We start from the raw sequence: 15,066 nt of genomic DNA on the forward strand, positions 1-15,066 counted from the left end.
CGATGCGCACCTTCGTAAAACTTCTCATTGCGCTGGCGCTTGGCTTGCCCGTCGGTGCGATGGCGCAGAGCCCGCCGAGCGAGTACCAGCTCAAGGCCGCCTTTCTGCTGAACTTCGCCCGCTATGCAGAGTGGCCGGCGATGCCGGCAGGCACGCTCCGGATCTGCTTGCTGGGGCGGGATCCGTTCGGCGCCGCGCTGGCATCGCTGGAGCATCGTCAGGTGCAGGGGCGGGACGTCAGGATCATCCTGCTCGGCTCGGTTGCCCAGGCCGTCAGTTGCCAGCTCCTGTTCATTTCCGATTCGGAAGAGCGGCGTTCCGCGACCTTGCTGCGCAGTCTCGAGGGGAGTCCGGTGCTGACGGTCAGCGATATGGAGGGCTTCGTCGATGAGGGGGGCGGCATCGGCTTCGTGCTGGTAGACGACCGCATTCGTTTCGATATCAACTATGCTGTGATCCAGCGCGAGGGAATGAAACTCAGTGCGCAGTTGCTGCGCCTCGCTCGGCGAGTTGTCGGTACGGAGGCAGGGCGATGACCGGGCGATTCCATAACATGTCGATTGGCCGCAAGCTCCGCACGGTCGTTCTGCTCGGCGTGTTGGTCGGCATGTCGCTGGCGATGATGGCGATCATCTACAGCGAGGTCAGCAAGGAGGTCGAGCGGGTTGGCGAAGAGGCGCAGGTCTACTCGCGGATCATCGCCGACAATGCGGTCTCGGCCATCCGTTTCGAAGATCCGGTTGCCGCGACCCAATTGCTCGATTCACTGCGCAACATCGTGCGGGTGCGGCGTGCCGCGCTGCTTCGCGCAGACGGTAGCGTGTTTGCCACCTATCCTCGCGGACTGATCGGCAGGCAGGCCCAGATCGCGGAGCTGGTCGGCGAGAGCCGCGAGACGGCACCTCGTTGGTCATGGGACGCGCTGCGCAGCACGACGCCGATCGTCCACGACGACGAGGGTGTCGGTTACATGGCGCTGGAACTCTCGCTGGCCGAAACATGGCAAGGGCTGGGGCTGTGGCTGCTCTTCGCGCTGGCAGGCGCCGGTCTTGGCATCGGTGCGGCTGTCGCCCTCATCAACCGGATCCTGCCCGTCATCCTCGATCCGATGCTCGGACTGGCGCGGGTTGCGCGGCGGGTGGCAATCGAAAAGCAGTATCACCTGCGTGCACCGGCAGGCAAGGGCGACGAAGTGGGCGAACTGATCGCGGGCTTTAACGAAATGCTGAGCCAGATCGAGCAGCGTGACGAGGAGTTGGCGAAACACCGGAATCATCTCGAGGCCGAGGTCGAGGCGCGCACCGCGGAATTGCGGCTCGCCAAGGAGCAGGCCGAGGCGGCGAGTCTGGCGAAGAGCCTCTTTCTCGCCAACATGAGTCACGAAATCCGTACGCCGATGAACGGGATTCTCGGCATGTCCGATCTGCTGCGCGATACTCCGCTCGATGAACGCCAGGGGCGCTTCGTCGATATGCTGCATGGTTCGGCCGAGCTGTTGCTGTTCATCATCAATGACATCCTCGACTTCTCCAAGATCGAGGCCGGCAAGCTCGAACTGGAGTTTCTGCCCTTCTCTCCGGTGCGGGCCGTCGAAGAGGTCGTGCTTCTTTTCGCCGAGCGCGCCCAGTTGAAAGGGCTCGAAATCCTGGTGCTGATCGACCCGTCGGTGCCGTCCCTAGTGCGGGGTGATCCCCACCGTTTCCGTCAGGTACTCGGCAATCTGGTCTCGAACGCGGTCAAGTTCACCGAGGCCGGCGAGGTGGTGGTCCATCTCGAGCAACTGCCCGACGGGGCGACGGAGGGCGCGCGAGTGCGTCTGCGCTGCACGGTCGAAGACACCGGGATCGGTATCCCCGTGTCGGCGCAAGGCAATCTCTTCAAGGCATTTTCGCAGGCCGACAATTCGATGGCACGACGCTACGGCGGTACCGGGCTCGGCCTTGCCATCGCTCGCGAACTCGCCGAGATGATGGGCGGTGGTCTGAGTTTCAAGAACATGCCCGGACACGGCGCGAGTTTTTCGGTGGAAATCACCACCGAATTGCTGGCCGGCCCGGAGCCCGAGTCCGTCTCCTCGGATGGTCTGCCGGTGGCGGTCATCAGCGAGAATGAGCGGCTGCGCGAAGTGCTGTGCAAACAGGTCGCCAACCTGGGGCTGCGCAGTGAAGGCTTCCCGACCGCCGAACGATTTCTGGCGACGGTCAGCCAACCTGGCTGGGTCCTGCTCGATTCGCGCCTGGTTCAGCGTGCGGGTGAGCAGGTGGTTCCGCGCCTGTGCGCAAGCGGCGCGCGCGTCGTCGCGCTTACCCGGTTGCGCTCTTCGTCCGATTGCGACCGCGCCCGGCACGCCGGGGCCAAGGCATGTCTGTCCAAGCCGCTGATGCAGGCGGATCTCGCACGGCTGCTGTCTGATTCCCTGCCGGAAGTGCCGGCGTCACGTCAGCCAGGGGCGCTGACCCAGCGTTTCAGCGCGCGTGTCCTGCTGGCGGAGGATCATCCGGTGAATCGCGAAATCGCGGTCGCGATGTTGCGCTCGCTGGGCTGTACGGTGGTGACCGCCGAAAACGGCATCGCGGCCGTCAATGCCTATGCGGCTGGTAGCTTCGACGTCGTACTGATGGACATCCAGATGCCGGAGATGGACGGGCTCAACGCGACCCGCGCGATCCGCGAGATCGAAGCGGCACGCACCAGGCCGGCGTGGCGCACGCCCATCCTCGCGCTTACCGCGAATGCATTGCGCGATGACCGCAGCAATTGTCTCGCTGCCGGGATGGACGATTACCTCTCCAAGCCGATCGTTCGCGAACAGCTCGCCCACGCGCTCGAAAAAGTGCTGCCGCCCGAACGTGTAAGCCGTGTCGAGCCGCCGCCCGAGTCCGCCGCGCGGGGCGCAAGGGAGCTCGCCGTGGATGGCGCCCCGCCGCCCACACCGCGGAGTTCCGCAAATCCGGCGAGTATCGAACGTGTTCCCCTGCTGGCGCTCGATGTATTGCTCGAAGTGCCCGGTGTCGCCGGCGACAGGCAGGCGCCGTTGCTCGGCCGGATACTGGCGCTGTTCGTGAGCGAGTCCCGCAGCGGAATCGGGCAGGCGTCGCGCGATGCCGAAGCCGGGAACTGGAGCGGCGTGCAGAAGTTCGCCCACAAGACAAAATCCGCGGCGGCATCGGTCGGTGCCATGCGGGTGGCGCACGCGGCGCGGGAACTCGACGCGCAGCTCAAGGCGGGACGCAGCGGCGAGGCGATGGCGCTGATGCACCTGATCGAGGAGTCCTTCCGCGGCTACGTTCATTCGCTGGAGGGCGAAGGGCTGCTCGCGGCCGGCGAGCTCCAGACCGAGAGGGCATCATGAGAGACGTACTGGACGATGCCCGTCTGCTGATCATCGATGACGATGCGCTGACCCGGCTGCTGGCCGCAGAGGCCTTGCGGGAAAGCGGGTTCACCGTCTTCGAGGCCGATTGCGGCGACGATGGATTGCGGTTGTTCGGCAGCGTCAATCCGGACCTCGTGTTGCTCGATGTAATGATGCCCGGGATCGACGGCTTCGAGGTGTGCCGTCGCCTGCGCGAAGAGCCCCGGGGCCATCGCCTGCCGATCATCATGCTGACCGGCCTGGAAGATACCCGCTCGATCGAACGGGCCTACGACGAGGGCGCCACCGACTTCATTTCGAAGCCCATAAACTGGACCCTGTTGCGGCACAGGGTGCGCTATGCACTGCGTTCGGCCGCACTGCTCGACGAATTGGTGCGCAGCGAGGATGTGCTCGCCAATGCTCAGCGCATCGGCCGAATGGGCAGCTGGGAGTGGGTGCCGCAGGAGGATCTGCTGCAGTGCTCCGATACCTACATGACATTGTTCGGCGAGAACGCCAGTACCTTCGGGTCGGGGCACGATGCGGTCCTTTCTCGCGTGTATCCGGCCGATCGAGAGCTGCTCGGCGAGGCGTTGGAGGGGGCCCGCAACGGCCGCGCCTATCAGCTCGAGTATCGTATCGTAAGGCCCGACGGGGCTGTGCGGACCATGCAGGAAATCGCAGTGCCGGTCTTTGACGCTTCCGGTGAAGTCTCGTCGGTGCAGGGTACCCTGCAGGATGTCACCGATCGGGTCGAGGGGGAGCGCCGTATCCGCTATCTCGCCTATTTCGACAGCCTTACCGGGTTACCCAATCGTCAATCGTTCCGCGAAACGCTGGATGGCATCGTGCTGCGTGCCGGGCGGCGCAACGAATCCTGCGCCGTGATGTTCCTGGACGTGGATCGTTTCGGGCGGATCAACGAAAGCCTCGGCCAGGACTGTGCGGATCAGGTGCTGCAGCTGATTGCGGCCCGTTTGCGCGACTTCAGTCGCTTCGAACTCGCCAACGAGATCGCCCGGGACGCGCGAGAGGAGGTGTTCGTCGCGCGGCTCGGCGGCGATGAATTCGCACTGATGCTCGAGGGCGTGGACGAAGAGCAGGCCTTGTTCGATATTGCGCTGCGGCTGCAGGCGCAACTGCAGCGCCCGATTCGCGTCGCCGGTCATGATCTGACCCTGTCCGCGTGCGTCGGCCTGTCGGTCTTTCCCGCCCACGCCGGTGATGCCGACAGCCTCATGAAGTGTGCCGAGACGGCGGTCAGCCAGGCCAAGCGCGAGGGTAGCGGGGGCCACATCCAGCAGTTCACCGAAGAGATGAAGATCGCTTCTTTTGCCAAGCTCAGCCTCGAGAACGCGTTGCGCAGAGGGGTTGATCGTGGCGAATTGAGGATGTTCTACCAGGCGAAGGTCGACGCGGTACACAAGCGCATCGTCGGTGCCGAGGCTCTGGTTCGTTGGGCTCACCCCGAGCGCGGGCTGGTGTCCCCGGGAGAGTTCGTACCCCTGGCCGAAGAGGTCGGTTTGATCGTGCCGCTGAGTGAATGGGTGGTTCGCGAAGTGTGCCGCCAGCTCGCGCAGTGGCGCGCGGGCGGCCTCAATCCGCCGCCGATTTCGATCAATCTGTCTGCCGGCCATTTTCGCCATGTCGGCCTGCTCGACCTGATCGGCGACGCGCTCGAGCGCAACCGGATCGACCCGGATCTGCTCGAGTTCGAGCTTACCGAGAGTTCGCTGATGCGCGACGCCGAGCTGACCGACCGAATTCTCAATGGTTTTCGCGAAAAGGGCTTGCGCATCGCGGTCGATGATTTCGGCACCGGCTATTCGTCGCTCGCCTACCTCAAGCGTTTTGCACTCGATGTAGTCAAGATCGACCGCTCATTCGTGAACGACATCGAGGACGATGCCAGTGACGCCGCAATCGTCGCTGCGATCGTGGCGATGACCCGGACGCTGGGTATCGAGGTCGTGGCCGAAGGGGTGGAGACCGAAAGCCAGGTCCAGCATCTGATCGCGCTCGGTTGTCACGTGATGCAGGGATACCTTTACTCGCATCCGGTCTCGGCGGCCGAATTCGAGAACACGCTGCGCAACGGACTCCCCGCGCTGGCCGCCTGATCGTTCAGGTATTCCAGCGCACGCGGGCCGTGAACATCGCGCGCAGCGCGTTCAGGGCGTCCTCCGATTCGGCCACCAGTGCGTAGTACCCCTGGCCACCGCTTGCGACGGTTGCGACATAGCCCTTCATTCGTATTTCCTCGGGCAGCGGGTCGCCGCGACGACCCGGCATCAGGATCAGGGTGGCGGGACCGTACTCGGTCTGCAGCACGATGTGCCAGCCGGTGCCGCCCGGAACCGGACAAAGCTTCATGTACAGCACCTTCCCGATCGGCGCCTCGAGTGTCCCGCCGAAGTTTGCAAGCACCGTTCTGAACTGCGCCGGATCGGCCAGACGATGCTGGCTGAACGACTCGGGCTCGTGAAGGACGTGCCGGATCGCTTCGCTGGCGGAGTCGCTGCGCGCGGCCCCGCCGAATTCCTGCAGGCCGACACCAAAGCTCAGGACGATCGTCGCCGCCATCGCCCAGCTACGCCAGGGGCGGGCCCCCGGACGGTTGCGCACGCGCAGCATGACCCGGTCGGCGAGGCCCTCGGGCACGGGTACCTGCAGGGCCTCATCGATCCGACGTTCGTTCGCGTCGAGTTCGCGGATGAAGCGTTGGCAGGCCTGACAGCCCTGCACATGGCGGATGGCGTCGGCCGGCAGGCGACTCGGGTCGGCCAGCTTGGCACGACGAACGTCGAGGCAGTTGAAATCGTGTGCTGTTTTCATTTGCGTTCCCTTCGGGCCGGTGCATCTTCGCCCTTGAGCAAGCCGCGCAGGGACTGCCGGGCACGGGTGAGTCGCACCATGACGGCGCCTTCGGAGGTTTCAAGCATGTCTGCAATCTCGGCACAGGAGAAACCCCCCAGGGTCTGCAGCAGAAAAGGTTCGCGCAGCGACAGGGGGAGTTCGCCAATGAGCTGTTCTATTTCGACGAGGGCAATCGGGTCATGGTCGGCGGCGATCGCGAGATCCTCGGGCTGATCATCCACGTAATCGAATCGCTTTCGCTCGTAGAGGCGGGCATGTTCGTTGCGCAGAATGCTGATCAGCCAGGACTTGACCACCGCGCGATCGCGCAGCTTGTCCCACGCGTTCCAGGCCCGCAGAAAGGTTTCCTGAACGAGATCCTCGGCGACGAAGCGGTCGCGACACAGCCAGAACGCAAACCGATAAAGGTCCGCGCTGTAACCGCGCACGGTCTGTTCGAAAATCTTTTCCTTTCCCAACGAAAGCAGCATGGAATTCTCCCCTTGCGAGCTTAGACCGGGCGTCGGCGCGGAACCTTACCGAAGCGGCGGGCGGTATCAGCCGGTCGAGCAGCGGCGGTCTGAATCCCAGGTTCGGTTGCCGTAAGGTAGGCACCGCGTGGTCGGTCTTCAGTGACATGGGCCACCCGGCCCTGCGCGATCACATTCACGGAGGACACCCCATGCGCACACTGTTGCCGATTGCCGCTCTGCTCGTTTCCAGTGCCGCCTTCGCGGCGAACACCGAAACCCCGAGAGTCATCACCCTCAACCAGGTCGGCTGCCAGTTCCTGGAAAGCGAGGGCGATGTAAACCATGGTTACCGGCCGAAGAGCGCTGCCGATTGCGAGCGTATCAACAAGGCCAGCGGCGAGAAGCGTGTTGGCGAGGCAAAGGTGCTTGAGCTGCCCGCCGGAAAATACGTCTTCAGGGTCACCAACCGCGACGTGCCCTATGAACTGGGCTTCTGGCTGCGCGGTGCGAGCCTCGCCGGCCGGGCCCTGTTGCCAAGTGTGTCGGGCGGCGGGCTCACCACCGGAGTGACCCAGGACTACGAGATTGCCCTCAAGCCCGGCGAGTACGTCTACTCCTGTCCGCTCAATCCAACGCCCGACTACAAGCTGGTAGTCAGATAGCGCGCAGCGTCGGCGGATTCGGCGAGGCTCGCCCGAGCGGTTACAATTGCGGCTGTTGAAGACGACGGACGCATTCATCCAATGAATCCCCTGGCCTTTCTGGCGGTCGGTCTCGGCGCAGCCTGCGGAGCCTGGATTCGCTGGTGGCTCGGGATCCGGCTCAATCCGGTACTTGTGCACCTGCCGCTTGGAACGCTCGTTGCCAATCTTGCCGGCGGTTATCTGATCGGCGTGGCCGTGGCCGTGTTTACGGTCCATCACGGGCTGCCGCACGAGTTGCGGCTTTTCGCCATCACCGGATTCCTGGGTGCCCTTACCACCTTTTCGACCTTTTCGGCCGAGGTGGTGCAGCTCCTGCAGGCGGCTCAGTACGGATGGGCGCTGTTTACCGCCGGAATCCACCTGAGCGGCTCGCTGCTCATGACCGGACTGGGTTTCTGGACGGTGAGCCGTCTGCAGGGTTGATGAACGCGGCGTCACCGAACCGGCCGTTTCCATGACGATGGACCCCTATTCACTGCTCGAGCAAGTGCTCAGCGCCGATCGACCGGCGCTGCGCCGCCGCCTGCGCGGCCTCAGGCAGCGGCCCCGCGGGCTCGATGATCTGCCTGTGCCGCTCCGCGCCGATCTCGAGGCGTCGGCCGCGCGTCGCGGCGAGCGGACCACGCATCTGCCGAAACCCGAATTCCCGCCCGAGCTGCCGGTCAATCAGCGGCGCGACGAGATCATCGAGGCGATCGGGAAGCACCAGGTGGTGATCGTGTGCGGCGAGACCGGGTCAGGAAAGACCACCCAGCTGCCGAAGCTGTGCCTCGAGCTGGGCCGTGGCGCGGCGGGCCTGATCGGCCATACCCAGCCGCGCAGGATCGCCGCGCGTGCAACCGCCAGCCGCATCGCCCAGGAGCTCAAATCCGAGCTTGGCCAGCACGTTGGTTACAAGATCCGCTTCACCGACCGGCTCGGCCCGGACAGCTACATCAAGCTGATGACCGACGGGATCCTGCTGGCCGAAACCCAGGGCGACCCGCTGCTGTCGGCCTACGACACGCTGATCATCGACGAGGCGCACGAGCGCAGCCTCAACATCGATTTCCTGCTCGGCTACCTGCGCCAGCTGCTGCCCAAGCGGCCCGATCTGAAAGTGATCGTCACTTCGGCAACGCTCGATGCCGAGCGCTTCGCGAAGCACTTCGCCGATCGGGCAGGCAAGCCGGCCCCGGTCATCGAGGTGTCGGGACGGCTTTACCCGATCGAGGTCCGCTATCGGCCGGTCGAGGACCTTGAGGTCGACGATTCTAAAAAGAAGGGCCCGGATCTCTACGATGCGCTGGTCGACGCGGTGGACGAGGCGCAGCGAGCCGGGCCCGGTGACGTGCTGGTGTTCCTGCCCGGCGAGCGGGAGATTCGCGAGGCGGCCGAAGCGCTGCGCAAGGCCCACCATTCCGCCGGCACCGAGGTGCTGAGCCTGTTCGCCCGGCAGTCCGCACAGGAGCAGGCGCGGGTTTTTGCGCCGAGCCGGGGGCGTCGCGTGGTCCTCGCCACCAACGTGGCTGAAACCTCACTCACCGTGCCCGGCATCCGCTACGTGGTCGATACCGGGCTGGCGCGGGTCAAGCGCTACTCGCATCGCAACAAGGTCGAGCAGCTGCAGGTCGAGAAGATCGCCCAGTCGGCGGCGCGGCAGCGTGCCGGTCGCTGCGGCCGGGTGATGGACGGCATCTGCTTCCGGCTCTATGCCGAGGACGACTTCGACAAACGCCCGGCCCATACCGACCCGGAAGTGCTGCGTTCGTCGCTGGCGGGCGTGATCCTGCGCATGAAGTCGCTCAGGCTCGGTGAGGTCGAGGATTTCCCGTTCATCGATGCGCCGCTCGGCAAGATGATTTCGGATGGCTACCAGTTGCTCGGCGAGCTGGGCGCTGTGGATGAGAGCCTGCAGCTGACCGCCGTGGGGCGCGAGCTTGCCAAGCTGCCGCTGGACCCGAAGATCGGCCGCATGATTCTCGCCGCCCGCGATCGCGGATGCCTGCGTGAAATGCTGGTGATCGCCAGCGCCTTGTCAGCGCAGGACGCGCGCGAGCGGCCGCCTGATCGGCAGGGCGCCGCCGATCAGGCGCATGCGACGTTCCGTGGCGGCGAGATCGACCAGAAATCCGAGTTTCTGTGGTTTCTGCATGCCTGGAAGGCCTGGGATGAGGTGCTCCGGCACGAAAGCAGCAGCAAGCAGAAAGCCTGGTGCAAGCAACACTTCATGTCCTGGCTGCGGCTGCGCGAATGGCGCGATGTGCACAGCCAGCTGCATACCCTCTGCGCCGAGCACGGCTGGAAGGAGAACCAGCAGCCGGCCAACTACGAAGCGATCCACAAGGCCCTGCTGGCCGGCCTGCTCGGCCACGTGGGCTGCAAGGTCGAGGATGCATCGGGTCCGCAGGCGGGTTCTTACCTGGGTGCCCGCGGGATCAAATTCTGGCCGCATCCCGGCTCGTCGCTGGCGCGAAAGGCCGGCAAGTGGATCGTCAGCGCCGAGCTGGTGGATACCTCGCGGTTGTTCGGTCGATGCATCGCCCGCATCGAGCCGGAGTGGCTCGAGGAGGTGGGTGCGCATCTGCTCAAGCGTCACGTGTTCGAGCCGCACTGGGAAAAGGCCCAGGGGGCGGTGCGCGCGTGGGAGCGCGGCACCCTGCACGGCATCGTGCTCTATGCACGGCGCAGCGTCGCCTATCGCGATGTCGATCCCGCTCTTTGCCGCGAAATCTTCATCCGCAGCGCCCTGGTCGAGGGCGAGATCGCCGAGGGGCCTGCGCGTGCCATGCCCTTCCTTAACCACAACCGGTGGCTGATGGCCGAGATCGAGCGTCTCGAGCACAAGTCGCGGCGCCCCGATGTGCTGGTGGACGAAGCGCTCATCCAGGCCTTCTACGAGAGCAAGGTGCCGGCCGATGTGGTCGATCTGGCGAGCTTCGAGAAGTGGCGCAAGCTGGCCGAGAAGGCCGAGCCGAAGCTGCTCCACCTGACCCGTGACCAGCTCATGCGTCACGAGGCCGAGGGCATCACCACCGAGCGCTTTCCGGCCAGCTTCGAGGTCCTCGGCCAGAAGCTCAGGCTGGTCTATCTGCATCAGCCCGGTGAGGCCGATGATGGCGTGACGCTGCTCGTGCCGCTGGCGATGCTCAACCAGATTCCGGGCAATCGCTGCGAATGGCTGGTGCCCGGACTGCTCGAAGAAAAGGTTGCGGCACTGCTGCGCACCGTGCCGCAGAAGCATCGCCACCGCCTGCAGCCGATGGTCGAAAGCGCCGCCGCCTTCATGGCGCTCTATGAGGCAGGCGAACTCGAAACCGACGAACCGCTGGTGCGTACCCTGCAGCGTTTTGTCGAAGAGCGGGTGAGCCTGAAATTGCCGATGGAGAGTTTTCGCCCGGAGAACCTCAATCCGCATTGCTTCATGAATTTCCGTGTGGTCGATGAGCACGGGCGGGTGATGGGACAGTCGCGCAACCTCTCGGAACTGCGGGCGCGCTTCCACGGGCAGATTGCCGCGGCCTTCAAGGCCGCGCAGCTGGTGGCGGATGCGCCGGCAGTCGAGCCCACAGCGAGCCGCTCCGACAAGCGTGCCGATACCGGCGCTCCGCCTACGGGTGCTGGCGACGATGCGCAGGGGCACTCGTTCGCGGGGCTGATCGCATGGACTTTCGGTGCCTTGCCCGAACTGCTCGAGGTCAAGGTCGGCAAGCGCGAGATCATCGGCTTTCCGGCGCTGCATGACGACGGCGCCACGGTCAGCCTGCGGCCCTACGACACGCCGGAAGAGGCCGCCCGGGTACATTCGAAGGGTCTCGCGCGGCTGTTTGCGCTGAACCTGAAGGATCAGGTCAAGGCCATCGAACGCCTTCCCGGAATTCGCGAACTGGCGCTGCAGTTCATGCCCTTCGGCACCGAAGCCGAACTCAAGCAGCAGCTTGTGGCGGCGACGCTGGCGAGAACCTGCCTGGTTGAGCCGCTGCCCGGCGACGCGGCCGGCTTCGAGCAGCGCTGCCGTGAGGCCAAGCCACGAATCACCTTGGTTGCGCAGGAGTTCATGCGGCTTGCCGGTCAGGTGATTGTCGAGCACGGCCTGTTGCAGAAGCGCCTCGGTGGCCTGAAGACCTTCCCCGACGTGGTGGCCGACATCCAGTCGCAGGTGTCTGCATTGATGCCCAGGGATTTCCTGCTGGCCTGCCCGTGGGAACGGCTTGCGCACTTCCCGCGCTATCTCAAGGCCGCGGTGGTGCGAATCGACAAGCTGCGCAACAACCCCGGCCGCGATGCCGAACTCATGCGCGACTGGAAGGTGCTCGCCCAGGCGTGGGAGCGGGAAAACCTGGCCAAGCTCAAGGCCGGCGTGCGGGAACCCGCGCTGGAGGAGTTCCGCTGGTTGCTCGAGGAGTTGCGGGTCGGCCTGTTTGCGCAGGAACTCAGGACGCCGATGCCGGTGTCGGTGAAGCGGCTCCAGAAAATCTGGGACAGCCGCCCAATGTAGGTCGTAGCGGGCACTGATGTCGGTATCGTCTTACAGCTGAAAGTGCTCTCCGGGAGTATCTTGTCGATGAGGGGCGCGGTCTGCCAGTGGCACTAAGCGTCGGAGAAATCGTGTAGTTGAACGTCAACAAGAAGGAAATCGTATGAGTATGCGAATGCAGGTTGTTATCCCCATAGTTGTTACCGCGATGGCTTTCGCTGGTTGCGCTACGAATACCCAGAATCAGAACAGGGCCATCGGCACGGCGACAGGTGCCGTGTTTGGTGGTGTGATCGGCAAGCAGATTGGCGGGGGGACCGGTAGCGCTGTCGTTGGGGCCGCCTTGGGGGGCGCGTTTGGTTATCTCGCCGGCAGCAAGGTGAAAGTGACGGAGCGCCCGGACGGCTCGGTCAAGCTCGATATTCCTGGATCCGTTCTGTTCAGTACGGATAGTGCTGCCATCAGTCCCGCGTTCGAGCAAACCCTGGACAGGATCGCGGTTACGCTCAATGAGCATCCGACGACCACCGTGAATGTGGTCGGCCATACCGATAGCGAGGGAAGTGAGGCATACAACCAAAGCCTCTCGCTGAAGCGGGCGACGAGCGTCGCCTCATATCTCCAGTCGCGGGGCGTTACGGCCGCGCGTGTCATCGCTTCGGGCATGGGGGAAAGCATGCCGGTCGCGGATAACGCCACCGAGGCCGGGCGTGCGCAGAATCGTCGCGTGGAAATGTTCGTTAACCCGGCCGCCAAGAACTGACGGTCGCGGTTAGATAGTTCCGGGGCCGAGCAGGGCAGGTCAGCCTTTTTCCGAAGGAGAGACCGCCTTGCCCTTGCCCGGTTGGAGCGTTGGTCAATTGACCTTGAGGCGACCTCCGCGGCCGAGGCCTCCTTTTACTTCCTGAGCCTTGTAGTTCTTAAGCGCGACGACCATCTTGTTGTATGCATCAGTGAAGGCCGCGACGGTCGCCTTGCCTTCCGGCGTGCGCGAGAAGCCGGAAAGTGCGCCTGCCGCACCTCCACCAAAGGCGCCCAGCGCCGCGCCGTAGTTGGTTGCCGTGGAACTGCCTTCCGCCGCCGAAATCTGAACCGCCGAGCGAACGTCGAAAAGCGATAGCGTGACCACTGAAGCCTTTGATTCGAGGCTGCCTGCAAGTGCGCCGATCGTTCCGCCCAGCAGGCCGCCCAACGCGCCGCCGACCTTGCCGGTTGAATCATTGTTAATGATTATTTGTGGTTCGAGATAGTAGTCGGCCGCGACGCGCTGGCCTTTCTGTTGCTTTGAGCCGGCCCGGTATTCTCCAGAGTTGCGTTGAATCTGGGTGATTCGGGAAAGCCTGGCGTCTGCCCGCTGATTACCAATCGAGGTAATGACGAAGCAGTTGGATTTTTGCACGGCCAGCCTCAGCATCGGCTCTATCGAGGTGACCTGCGTGGTGCGACCGAACTCGTCGTACCACGATGCGTTGCGGCCGTCGTCGATCGCGATCGTACCGAGTGTCTCGTCACATCGTTCGAAATCAGCGTTTTCACTGACACTTGTTGCCCCCGCAGCCGCACCTTGTTCCGAGGTACTGTTGGTGCCCAAGCTGGGCATCCCTGGCGTCACGCAGCCGGCAAGAAGGCCGGAGGCGAGCAGGGCGGAAATGGTCAGTGCGGAGTGTTTCATGTGTTGGGCCTCGGAACGGAGATTAGGGGGAGTAAAGTGTTGCTGTCAGTGGTAATACCAGTAGCCGGCGCGCCAGTAGCCAAGGTAGGCGTAGCCGCTGTACCAGTAGCGGTAGAAAACCGGCCGCCAGCGCTGGGTCCATTTCCAGTATTCCTGATCTGACTTCTTCGCTGCGCTGGCCTCCGCGAGTAGTTTGCTTGCTTCCTTGTCACCACGCCCGGCCGCAATTGTGAGCCACTTTTCTGCCTCGGCGGGATCCGATCCCATCTCTTCGAGGCCGGTAAGGTAGAACCGGCCAAGCGCCTTCTGTGCGGAGAGCTCGCCGCGTTCAGCTGCATCCCGCATCCAGGTGAGCGCCTGGTAACTGTCCTGTCTGATGCCATCGCCCCTGAAATATCGCAAACCGAGATCATAGGCGGCTCTCGGATCCTTTTTCGCGACGTCTTCGAGGGCAAGGACGCGCGGATCTGCGAGTTCCTCAGCCTTTCGCTCGGGCGCGTAGTTTCGCGGGCGCTCGTTGCAGCCCGACGTATCGCAGATCTGCACGGTCTGGCGGGGCTGAGGTTGAGCGCATCCAGTTGCGGCGAGCAGCGCAAGCAAGAGCATGAAGCCTTTGAGCGGTCGCATCATGCAGTCCATGGAGAATGAATATGATCGGGCGATTATAGCTTTTGCAAAACGTAGCACAAGACAATATGTTCTTGTCAGATTCGATGCGCCGGAGAGCAGCGAGGTACAGGGAGTCTTGATGAATTAGGGTCTAGCAGGTTGATGCAAAACCCAGTGAACGAACGGCCCTGGCAAATGTCATAGCCTGGTCTTCCGAACCCTTGTCCTGAAAGCGATGCGTGGCCAACTCGACCCCCAGTCCTCGATGTTCCATTACTTCTCGGCCGAATCTCGCGTGCCGGCAGATCATCCGCTGCGAGGGGTGAAGAAACTGGCCGAGCGAGCACTTCGCGCCATTTCCACTGAACTCGATGCGCTCTATTCGAGCACGGGTCGCCCGTCGATTCCACCGGAGCGGCTGCTCAAGGGCCAATTGCTCATCGCGCTGTATTCGATTCGCTCCGATCGGCAGTTCTGCGAGCAACTCGACTACAACATTCTCTTCCGCTGGTTTCTCGACATGGATCTGGAGAGCGCCAGTCTGGAGCAATCGAATTTCAGTCGGCTGCGCGAGCGACTGGTGGTCACCGACGTCGCGCGCCGATTTTTTGATGAAGTCGTGTGCCTTGCGCGCCGTGAGCGGCTCCTGTCTTCCGATCACTTCACCGTCGATGGCACGCTGATCGAAGCCTGGGCCTCGTTCAAGAGCTTCAGGCGCAAGGACGGCGAGCCGCCCAAGGATGGGGGTGACGGCACCGGCATGGTCGATTTCAAGGGCGAGAAGCGATCGAATGCCACGCACCAGAGCACAACCGACCCGGAATCGAAGCTCATGAGGAAAGGCAACGGCCAGCCGGCCAAGCTCAGCTACGGCGGTCATGTGCTCATGGAGAATCGCAACGGCCTGTGCGTGGATATTCTGGTGACCGACGCGACGC

General features: G+C 63.7%; 12 protein-coding genes. 8 read left to right on the top strand and 4 right to left on the bottom strand.

What is annotated here, in order from left to right:
* Positions 1–2: 2 nt before the first annotated feature.
* From GQB03_RS20470 to GQB03_RS20480, 3 genes are read left to right on the top strand one after another with little or no spacing between them, the layout of a single operon-like run.
* Entirely contained in the window at positions 3–536 is a 534-nt protein-coding gene (locus tag GQB03_RS20470; protein WP_159693271.1) for a YfiR family protein, read from the top strand.
* Positions 533–3,352 carry a response regulator gene (locus tag GQB03_RS20475; RefSeq protein WP_159693273.1) on the top strand — a complete coding sequence of 940 codons (2,820 nt, stop codon included), beginning with the start codon at positions 533–535 and terminating at the stop codon, positions 3,350–3,352. Before GQB03_RS20470 ends, GQB03_RS20475 begins: the two co-directional genes overlap by 4 nt.
* Positions 3,349–5,478, top strand: a complete 2,130-nt coding sequence (locus GQB03_RS20480) for a putative bifunctional diguanylate cyclase/phosphodiesterase (RefSeq protein ID WP_159693275.1) — start codon at positions 3,349–3,351, stop codon at positions 5,476–5,478. The genes GQB03_RS20475 and GQB03_RS20480 overlap by 4 nt, the downstream gene beginning before the upstream one ends.
* A 4-nt stretch (positions 5,479–5,482) precedes the next feature.
* Here GQB03_RS20480 and GQB03_RS20485 read toward each other — a convergent pair whose 3' ends face one another.
* Both GQB03_RS20485 and GQB03_RS20490 read right to left on the bottom strand, forming a co-directional pair.
* On the bottom strand, positions 5,483–6,193 hold the full coding sequence (locus tag GQB03_RS20485) for a DUF3379 family protein (RefSeq protein WP_159693277.1): 711 nt from the start codon (positions 6,191–6,193) through the stop codon (positions 5,483–5,485).
* Positions 6,190–6,705, bottom strand: coding sequence for a sigma-70 family RNA polymerase sigma factor (locus GQB03_RS20490; protein WP_159693279.1), 516 nt, complete (start codon positions 6,703–6,705; stop codon positions 6,190–6,192). Before GQB03_RS20490 ends, GQB03_RS20485 begins: the two co-directional genes overlap by 4 nt.
* A gap of 191 nt (positions 6,706–6,896) precedes the next feature.
* Between GQB03_RS20490 and GQB03_RS20495 the strand changes: the two genes are divergently transcribed.
* The 4 genes from GQB03_RS20495 (at position 6,897) to GQB03_RS20510 (ending at position 12,610) form a co-directional block, all read left to right on the top strand.
* Complete coding sequence (locus tag GQB03_RS20495) at positions 6,897–7,349, top strand: hypothetical protein (RefSeq protein ID WP_159693281.1); 453 nt, start codon at positions 6,897–6,899, stop codon at positions 7,347–7,349.
* Positions 7,350–7,430: 81 nt separating this feature from the next.
* Positions 7,431–7,814 carry a fluoride efflux transporter CrcB gene (crcB, locus tag GQB03_RS20500; protein ID WP_159693283.1) on the top strand — a complete coding sequence of 128 codons (384 nt, stop codon included), beginning with the start codon at positions 7,431–7,433 and terminating at the stop codon, positions 7,812–7,814.
* 31 nt (positions 7,815–7,845) lie between these two features.
* The gene (gene hrpA, locus GQB03_RS20505) at positions 7,846–11,868 is read left to right on the top strand and encodes an ATP-dependent RNA helicase HrpA (protein ID WP_235027158.1); all 4,023 of its coding nucleotides are present in this window, start codon (positions 7,846–7,848) and stop codon (positions 11,866–11,868) included.
* Positions 11,869–12,022: 154 nt separating this feature from the next.
* Positions 12,023–12,610 carry an OmpA family protein gene (locus GQB03_RS20510; RefSeq protein ID WP_235027159.1) on the top strand — a complete coding sequence of 196 codons (588 nt, stop codon included), beginning with the start codon at positions 12,023–12,025 and terminating at the stop codon, positions 12,608–12,610.
* A gap of 93 nt (positions 12,611–12,703) precedes the next feature.
* Here GQB03_RS20510 and GQB03_RS20515 read toward each other — a convergent pair whose 3' ends face one another.
* Positions 12,704–13,447 carry a penicillin-binding protein activator LpoB gene (locus GQB03_RS20515; protein ID WP_235027160.1) on the bottom strand — a complete coding sequence of 248 codons (744 nt, stop codon included), beginning with the start codon at positions 13,445–13,447 and terminating at the stop codon, positions 12,704–12,706.
* 117 nt (positions 13,448–13,564) lie between these two features.
* Positions 13,565–14,146 carry a tetratricopeptide repeat protein gene (locus tag GQB03_RS20520; protein WP_235027161.1) on the bottom strand — a complete coding sequence of 194 codons (582 nt, stop codon included), beginning with the start codon at positions 14,144–14,146 and terminating at the stop codon, positions 13,565–13,567.
* A 217-nt stretch (positions 14,147–14,363) separates the two neighbouring features.
* On the opposite strand from GQB03_RS20520, the gene GQB03_RS20525 reads away from it, so the two are divergent.
* Positions 14,364–15,066: transposase (locus GQB03_RS20525; RefSeq protein ID WP_200832342.1), on the top strand; the 703-nt coding region annotated here is incomplete at its 3' end.

The sequence above is a fragment of the Cognatazoarcus halotolerans genome (assembly GCF_009800965.1).
GTDB classification, from domain to species: Bacteria; Pseudomonadota; Gammaproteobacteria; order Burkholderiales; family Rhodocyclaceae; genus Cognatazoarcus; species Cognatazoarcus halotolerans.

Coding starts and splice junctions, on each gene's coding strand:
- GQB03_RS20515 (WP_235027160.1), bottom strand. CDS start 13,447: ATGCCCAGCTTGGGCACCAACAGTACCTCGGAACAAGGTGCGGCTGCG.
- GQB03_RS20520 (WP_235027161.1), bottom strand. CDS start 14,146: ATGCGACCGCTCAAAGGCTTCATGCTCTTGCTTGCGCTGCTCGCCGCA.
- GQB03_RS20475 (WP_159693273.1), top strand. CDS start 533: ATGACCGGGCGATTCCATAACATGTCGATTGGCCGCAAGCTCCGCACG.
- GQB03_RS20490 (WP_159693279.1), bottom strand. CDS start 6,705: ATGCTGCTTTCGTTGGGAAAGGAAAAGATTTTCGAACAGACCGTGCGC.
- GQB03_RS20495 (WP_159693281.1), top strand. CDS start 6,897: ATGCGCACACTGTTGCCGATTGCCGCTCTGCTCGTTTCCAGTGCCGCC.
- GQB03_RS20470 (WP_159693271.1), top strand. CDS start 3: ATGCGCACCTTCGTAAAACTTCTCATTGCGCTGGCGCTTGGCTTGCCC.
- GQB03_RS20485 (WP_159693277.1), bottom strand. CDS start 6,193: ATGAAAACAGCACACGATTTCAACTGCCTCGACGTTCGTCGTGCCAAG.
- GQB03_RS20510 (WP_235027159.1), top strand. CDS start 12,023: ATGCAGGTTGTTATCCCCATAGTTGTTACCGCGATGGCTTTCGCTGGT.
- crcB (WP_159693283.1), top strand. CDS start 7,431: ATGAATCCCCTGGCCTTTCTGGCGGTCGGTCTCGGCGCAGCCTGCGGA.
- GQB03_RS20480 (WP_159693275.1), top strand. CDS start 3,349: ATGAGAGACGTACTGGACGATGCCCGTCTGCTGATCATCGATGACGAT.
- hrpA (WP_235027158.1), top strand. CDS start 7,846: ATGACGATGGACCCCTATTCACTGCTCGAGCAAGTGCTCAGCGCCGAT.